At 55.2% G+C, this 6972-nt stretch carries 7 protein-coding genes and 2 rRNA genes (1 of these 9 only partly in view); 1 reads left to right on the top strand and 8 read right to left on the bottom strand.

Annotation, left to right across the window (positions count from 1 at the left end):
- Positions 1–90: 90 nt before the first annotated feature.
- Positions 91–453, bottom strand: coding sequence for a c-type cytochrome (locus tag J2T55_RS07455; protein ID WP_259055271.1), 363 nt, complete (start codon positions 451–453; stop codon positions 91–93).
- A gap of 15 nt (positions 454–468) precedes the next feature.
- Positions 469–786 carry a c-type cytochrome gene (locus J2T55_RS07450; RefSeq protein ID WP_259055270.1) on the bottom strand — a complete coding sequence of 106 codons (318 nt, stop codon included), beginning with the start codon at positions 784–786 and terminating at the stop codon, positions 469–471.
- A 324-nt stretch (positions 787–1110) separates the two neighbouring features.
- On the opposite strand from J2T55_RS07450, the gene lpxL reads away from it, so the two are divergent.
- Positions 1111–2013 carry an LpxL/LpxP family Kdo(2)-lipid IV(A) lauroyl/palmitoleoyl acyltransferase gene (gene lpxL / locus J2T55_RS07445; RefSeq protein WP_259055268.1) on the top strand — a complete coding sequence of 301 codons (903 nt, stop codon included), beginning with the start codon at positions 1111–1113 and terminating at the stop codon, positions 2011–2013.
- A gap of 5 nt (positions 2014–2018) precedes the next feature.
- Here the strand turns inward: lpxL and J2T55_RS07440 are convergent, their stop codons facing one another.
- The 6 genes from J2T55_RS07440 to J2T55_RS07415 all read right to left on the bottom strand — a co-directional run.
- Positions 2019–2456, bottom strand: coding sequence for an MgtC/SapB family protein (locus J2T55_RS07440; protein WP_259055267.1), 438 nt, complete (start codon positions 2454–2456; stop codon positions 2019–2021).
- A gap of 80 nt (positions 2457–2536) precedes the next feature.
- Positions 2537–2704: a DUF1328 domain-containing protein gene (locus J2T55_RS07435; RefSeq protein ID WP_259055266.1), complete on the bottom strand. Its 168-nt coding sequence runs from the start codon at positions 2702–2704 to the stop codon at positions 2537–2539.
- Between the two features lie 258 nt (positions 2705–2962).
- Positions 2963–3991 carry a D-alanine--D-alanine ligase family protein gene (locus J2T55_RS07430; protein WP_259055265.1) on the bottom strand — a complete coding sequence of 343 codons (1029 nt, stop codon included), beginning with the start codon at positions 3989–3991 and terminating at the stop codon, positions 2963–2965.
- Positions 3988–5019 carry a putative zinc-binding metallopeptidase gene (locus tag J2T55_RS07425; protein WP_259055264.1) on the bottom strand — a complete coding sequence of 344 codons (1032 nt, stop codon included), beginning with the start codon at positions 5017–5019 and terminating at the stop codon, positions 3988–3990. The genes J2T55_RS07430 and J2T55_RS07425 overlap by 4 nt, the downstream gene beginning before the upstream one ends.
- 129 nt (positions 5020–5148) lie before the next feature.
- Positions 5149–5265: ribosomal RNA gene (gene rrf / locus J2T55_RS07420) — 5S ribosomal RNA — on the bottom strand.
- Between the two features lie 152 nt (positions 5266–5417).
- Positions 5418–6972: ribosomal RNA gene (locus tag J2T55_RS07415) — 23S ribosomal RNA — on the bottom strand; it runs 1339 nt beyond the window's last position.

The following is a 6972-nucleotide window of genomic DNA, read 5'->3' as shown; positions in this document are numbered from 1 at the left end:
GCGCTATGACAAACTGCAGCGAAACTATGCCAGTATGATTGCGTTGGCCTGCGCGATAATCTGGCTGCCCATGTGAAAGATCAACAGGCCCTAGTTTGCCGGTCGCAGCCGCGGCGTAACCAGGCCATCCTGTTTGGCGAAGTATTTGGAGACTGCCTCGATGTCCGCGTCGGACAGATTCTGCGCCATGGCACTCATGACCTGGTTTTTGCGCCGGCCTTCCCGGTAATCAAGCAGTGCGCGAACCATGTAATCGGCATGCTGGCCGGCGAGATGCGGGTAGGCACTCGGATCCGGACTGACACCCTTTTCACCATGGCAGGCGATACACGCCTCGGCCACTTCCTTGCCGGACCGTTTCGGTTCACTGTCCTGCTCTTCTTCCGCCAGCACCAGGTTGGCCGAGAAACCCAGCAGGATGGCCAGAATCCACTTTGCGTTTATTTTTTTCATAGTCATCGCCACCGCTTATTCAATGTTCTTCAGGCTTTCGAAATAGGCTGCGATGTCTTCCATATCTTCCGTGCTAAGACTCGCGGCCTGACTCTGCATGGTCGGGTGCCAGCGCTTTTCAGACTTGTATGCCTTCAGCGCAGAAACAATGTAGCTCGCACTCTGACCACCGAGTTTCGGTACCTTGTAGGTGGGATAGGCGTTATCGTAGCCAGCGACACCATGGCAGCCGAGGCAGCTCTCGGCCTTATTCTTGCCGGCTGTCGGATCACCCTCAGCGTAAGCGGAGCCGGCAAAACCCAGCACCAGGCACATAATGGTTAGTAGTCTCATCAGCGTATCTGCCTGTAAGATTTTATGTATTGTTATGGTTGAATCGTGCGGCAGCACCGCGTTAAGCGGTTATTGGAATTCGATGCCGCGCACTACGCACAGTCAGCCACGGCAACCCGGGGCTCAAGGGTTCTATTTTGCTTGCTGGGGCTGTGCCGATCAAGTCGCTTGTGCCCTCTTCCAAGCCGACACCAGGAGCCAAGTGCTTGAGTTTGCGCTATAAATATGCTTGGCTTGCGGCCCGTCGAGGGACCGGACAAGCGCCGAGCCCCCGTAAATCGTCTAGACTGACGGGCCAATTGACCCGATGACCACTGGATCACTATGAAATCAGTACGCGCCCGCCTCAATCCCCGCGACTGGGGGATTCGATTCGGCATTGGCATCCTGTGGCTGCTTGTCCGCCTGCCCCACCACTGGCAGATGGGGCTGGGGCGCGGACTGGGCTGGCTGCTGTATCATCTGGCACGCGAACGTCGCCAGATCACGACAGCCAACATCCGGCTGTGTTTTCCCGAACTGTCAGCGGACGAACAGGATGCCCGCGTGCGCGCGGCTTTTGCCTCTTACGGCATGAGCATTTTCGAGACGGGAACCACGTGGCTGCGCGGCGTTGATCATTTAAAGGATCGTCTGGAAATTCATGGCCTGGAGCATGTAACCGGGGCCCTGGCTGAAGGCCGTGGCGTATTGATTATCGGCGCCCACTTCTCGGCTATTGATATCGCCGGGGCATTGCTGGCCCATCATCTGGAAATGGATGTCATTTACCGGCCGAGCCGGAGCCCAGCCTTTGACAATGTCATTCAGCATGGCCGGCAACGCTACTTCAATGCCGTCATACCCAAACAGGATACCCGCCAGGTTATCCGGCGTCTGAAACAGGGCAACGCCATCTGGTATGCCGCCGATCAGAATTACTCGGCACGCCATTCGGTCTTCGCACCATTCTTCGGTATCCAGGCGGCAACCATACGCGGCACGTCCAGACTAATAAAAATGACCGGCGCCGCCGCCGTATTCGGCAGTCACTTTCGTATCAGCGGGGGGGAGCGCTACCGCATCGATTTCACACCGGTGGAAAATTTCCCGACCGAATCCGAGATCGAGGATGCCACTCGCATTAACCGCTTGATAGAGGATGCCCTGCAGGCAGACCCGGCGCAGTACCTGTGGCTGCACCGTCGTTTCAAGACCCGTCCCGCGGGCGAGCCGGGCTTTTACTGAGGAGTCTACTCGCTGCTCTTGATACTGTTCATGAAGCGCAGAATGGCAAAGTTGACCATCGCCAAAGCGATGGCAATCTCATAACGGTGGAAGGCTACCGCCATACCGATGGCGCCGGTATTCCAGATGCTTGCGGCAGTCGCCGTACCGCGGACATTGGCACCGTCCTTGAGAATGGCGCCACCACCGATGAAACCAATCCCCGTCATCAAGCCATACATGATCTTGCCCAAGGCATTGGCATCATCGCCGACCACGTCCTGGCCAATGAGCATGTAGCCACAGCTGGCCACCGCGACCAGCGGGAAAGTACGCAACCCGAAATTGCGCGTTTCGGATTCGCGGTTCCAGCCCAGGGGTAACGCAAGCAGAAACGCGACACTCAAAACGGCGAGATTCGTCAGGTATAGTGACCACCTCAGGTCGTCAAATGCGTACTCCATATAGACTCTTTTAAATCAGCGATTCTATTTGGGTAGAACGCTCGTTGCCTGATGCGGCAACGAGCATTCATACCGATGGATTACGGTGCAGGGGGCCGGCGTCCGGCAATAAAGAAAACGATGGCCACCACCAGACCGACAACAAACAGAATCCAGGCGATATTGGCCGCCGTTCCGGCGATGCCACTCAAACCGAATATGCCGGCAATGATGGCGATGATGAGAAATGTAATTGCCCAACTAAACATATGGACCTCCTTTTCTTGCGCATGAACTGAATGTCTTCAACGATAGCCGCCCCCTAGCACGGCGCAAGCTACTCGTTAAGGATTTGTACAGAACTCAAGTTGGGATTTGTTTCGGCAGCAATCGTTCACGGGCAGCCGCGCAAGGCCGGGGGCTATCAAAAATTACTCGTTCAATATCAGATAGTTATAAAGACAGGAGGTCTGTTCTACAGATGCAGCGGTGAACATGTTTTGTGATCTGTATCACGACTGATACGGCTAGCGCAGGCTCTCGTTGGGCCGGTAGCGCAGCCCCAGATTCATGATTTTGTGCAACAGATCCTGATACTTCATGCCCACCGCTTCGGCGGCACAGCAGAACTCTTCGCCATAGCCCAGATCCGGATTCGCGTTGGCTTCCAGCACATACAGTTTGTTTTCAGCCGTCAGGCGCATATCCACGCGTGCATAACCACTCAGGCCCAGGATGCGATACATGCGCCGTGCCAGATGTGCGACGCGGCGCTCTATATCGGCGCCCAGATCCTCTGCGACAATGGTGTCGATGCCATGCGCTTCCTGATATTTCCAGTCCCACTTCACCCTGGACGTGGCGATTCGCTGTGAGCCCTCGCGCATCTTGCCGAAAACCAGTTCGATGATGGGCAAAGCCTGTAGTCGACGGTTCCCCAGCATGGCCACATACAGCTCACGACCATCGATATATTCCTCCACGATGGCCGGTGAGCCCAGCTGCTCATGCATGTATTCAACCCGCTCACGCAGCTTGTCCATGGAGCCAACGACCGAGGCCTGCGCAATACCGTAGGAGCCTTCCTCATACAGCGCCTTGACAATAAGCGGGAACTCGCAGTTCTTGGGCATCCTGGCCACCCGTCCTATGGGAATAACCCGGAACCGCGGTATCCGGATTTTGTGATAGGCCAGCAACTTCTTGGTCAGGGACTTGTCATGCGCGAGCATCAGTCCACGGGGATTACAGCCGGTATAGGGTTGCCGCATCAACTCAAGAAAGCTGGCAATATGATGATCGAATAACGAGTTGTCATGGAATTCCTCGAGCAGGTTAAAGGCAATGTGCGGCTTGAATGCCTGTATCGCTTCACGAATCACACCCAGATCATCATAGACACCGAGCGGCATAACATCATGGCCAACCTGGCGCAGTGTCGTTATAACATCGAACTCGGTTTTCCAGTCCTTGTAGACTTCATCGGTATACTCTGCCGCATCATCCGGCGGAATCAGATCCTGATGGGCCAGCAGTAGAACGCGCCGTTTTTTCACATGGGTATCCTGTGACGCACATGGTGCAGGTAATTCAGGGTCTGCACACTGATGAATATCGCAACATCGAGCTTGACCTCTTCCTCATCACGATCAACATAGAGCCGCAACGCGCGGCATCGCAATATCATTTCCTGCATGATTTGCGCGATGGCGTAAGGATACTCACCGGTCCACCTTGCGCACATCTTGCATAGTGTCGGCTGCAATCGGCGCAGCAGGGCGGCGGCCGTACGCCGCCCCTTGCTGCCGGCAGGTTGCGCCGAAAACAGCCGCCGCAACTCGACATCAAACAGTTCCGGAACGTCGATGCCATAGCTCTGTCGGCGCTGCTGGTAATGTTCGCGCAGTGTCTTGTTGAGTCTGGATACCGGTTCCACCTGCTGCCGGCAACGCACAGGGGCGGTACGGCCGTAGAGGGAACACATCAGCTCATCGACATAGTTCAGCTTCTTGACTGCCGGCCATTGCGCATAATCCCGTTGCCAGTTGCTGCCGGGCTTGAGCCAGACCGCGAAGGTTTCGGCAAAATCCTCGGCCGGGTGGCTTTGCGCATACCACCAGTCCAGGTGCAGAACGTAGTTCTTGCTGCCCGGTCGCGGCGAATAGTAGTCCGGATAGGGACGTCTGAAATCACCGAAAAGCCGCTGCCAGGGTTTGCGCTTGTGCAGGCGCCAGGCACTGTCGATGGCGTGGCCGGCCTCGTGGCGCAGCAGTTTCATGCAACTGTGGTAGGTGCCGCCCTCGACCTCGAACATCATGCGTTGTTCGAGCTGGCGCAGCCGCTTGTGGGCCAGGAAAAACGGGATACCGATGCCCGGAATACCGTCGGGCGAGAACCACTCTTCGCCAAACCAGCAATGTGGCCTGAATTTCAGACCCTTGTCAGCCAGTTCCTGATAAAGCTGCTCGACACAGGGCTGCACCGGCGATTCGGCCAACTTAAGGCCAAGGTCGCAGAAGCGCATATCAAGCAGCTCATCGTCTTTCAAATCAACCCAATCAGACTGCTTGTGGTCTCTCGGCATGGCAAATGCTTTAAATATTAGGCAGAGCGATTACCCGACTATACTGAATCCCCGTTTCGGCGACCAGATTGAGAATGCCCTAAAATAAAAAACCCCCTACTCCATCGGAGCAGGGGGTTATTATTAAATGCCTGGCGGTGTCCTACTTTCGCGTGGGGAGATCCCCAGACTATCATCGGCGCTGAGCAGTTTCACTACCGAGTTCGGGATGGGATCGGGTGGTTCCTACTCGCTATTGCCGCCAGACAAACCGGCGGATCCGCGCGGATGAGCGCGCTGGATCATACATTCGGAATGCTGATGCGTATCTCGCAGAATCTATACGCACGTTATCTAACTTTTAAGTATGTCGCCTTACAAGACGTTGCCAGCCACATCCCAAGTTATCTTGGGGTTATATGGTCAAGCCTCACGGGCAATTAGTACTGGTTAGCTCCATGCATTGCTGCACTTCCACACCCAGCCTATCAACGTTGTAGTCTTCAACGGCCCTTCAGGGGACTCAAGGTCCCAGGGAGATCTCATCTTAAGGGAGGCTTCCCGCTTAGATGCTTTCAGCGGTTATCCCGTCCGCACTTAGCTACCCGGCAATGCCACTGGCGTGACAACCGGAACACCAGAGGTGCGTCCACTCCGGTCCTCTCGTACTAGGAGCAGCTCCTCTCAAATCTCCAACGCCCACGGCAGATAGGGACCGAACTGTCTCACGACGTTCTAAACCCAGCTCGCGTACCTCTTTAAATGGCGAACAGCCATACCCTTGGGACCGGCTACAGCCCCAGGATGAGATGAGCCGACATCGAGGTGCCAAACACCACCGTCGATATGAACTCTTGGGTGGTATCAGCCTGTTATCCCCGGAGTACCTTTTATCCGTTGAGCGATGGCCCTTCCATACAGGACCACCGGATCACTAAGACCTACTTTCGTACCTGCTCGACTTGTCTGTCTCGCAGTTAAGCACCCTTATGCCTTTGCACTCAATGCGCGATTTCCGACCGCGCTGAGGGTACCTTCGTGCTCCTCCGTTACTCTTTGGGAGGAGACCGCCCCAGTCAAACTACCCACCATACACTGTCCCCGACCCGGATAACGGGCCTGGGTTAGAACCTCGAACAGATCAGGGTGGTATTTCAAGGTTGGCTCCACGACAACTAGCGTTGCCGCTTCAAAGCCTCCCACCTATCCTACACAAACCTATTCAAAGTCCAGTGTAAAGCTATAGTAAAGGTTCACGGGGTCTTTCCGTCTAGCCGCGGGTACACTGCATCTTCACAGCGAATTCAATTTCGCTGAGTCTCTGGTGGAGACAGTGTGGCCATCGTTACGCCATTCGTGCAGGTCGGAACTTACCCGACAAGGAATTTCGCTACCTTAGGACCGTTATAGTTACGGCCGCCGTTTACCGGGGCTTCGATCCAGAGCTTCGCCGAAGCTAACCCCTTCACTTAACCTTCCGGCACCGGGCAGGCGTCACACCCTATACGTCCTCTTACGAGTTTGCAGAGTGCTGTGTTTTTAGTAAACAGTCGCAGCCACCTGGTCACTGCAACCCCTTCCAGCTCCAGCCGCGAGGGCCTTCACTTACCGGGGGCACACCTTCTCCCGAAGTTACGGTGCTATTTTGCCGAGTTCCTTCACCAGAGTTATCTCAAACACCTTAGGATTCTCTCCTTACCCACCTGTGTCGGTTTAGGGTACGGTCTCACATAACCTGAAGCTTAGAGGCTTTTCTTGGAAGCTTGGTATCAATCACTTCGGTCCTCAAAGAGAACCTCGTCATCACACCTCGACATTAATCTCCCGGATTTGCCTAAGAGATCTGCCTACATGCTTAAACCGGGACATCCAACGCCCGGCTGACCTAACCTTCTCCGTCCCCCCATCGCAGTTATGCGAGGTACAGGAATATTAACCTGTTTTCCATCGACTACGCCTTTCGGCCTCGCCTTA

Source organism: Methylohalomonas lacus, assembly GCF_024808875.1.
In the GTDB taxonomy this organism is placed as follows: Bacteria; Pseudomonadota; Gammaproteobacteria; order Methylohalomonadales; family Methylohalomonadaceae; genus Methylohalomonas; species Methylohalomonas lacus.
Note: the sequence above shows the minus strand (reverse complement) of the source record. Positions and strands in the feature narration are given on the sequence as shown.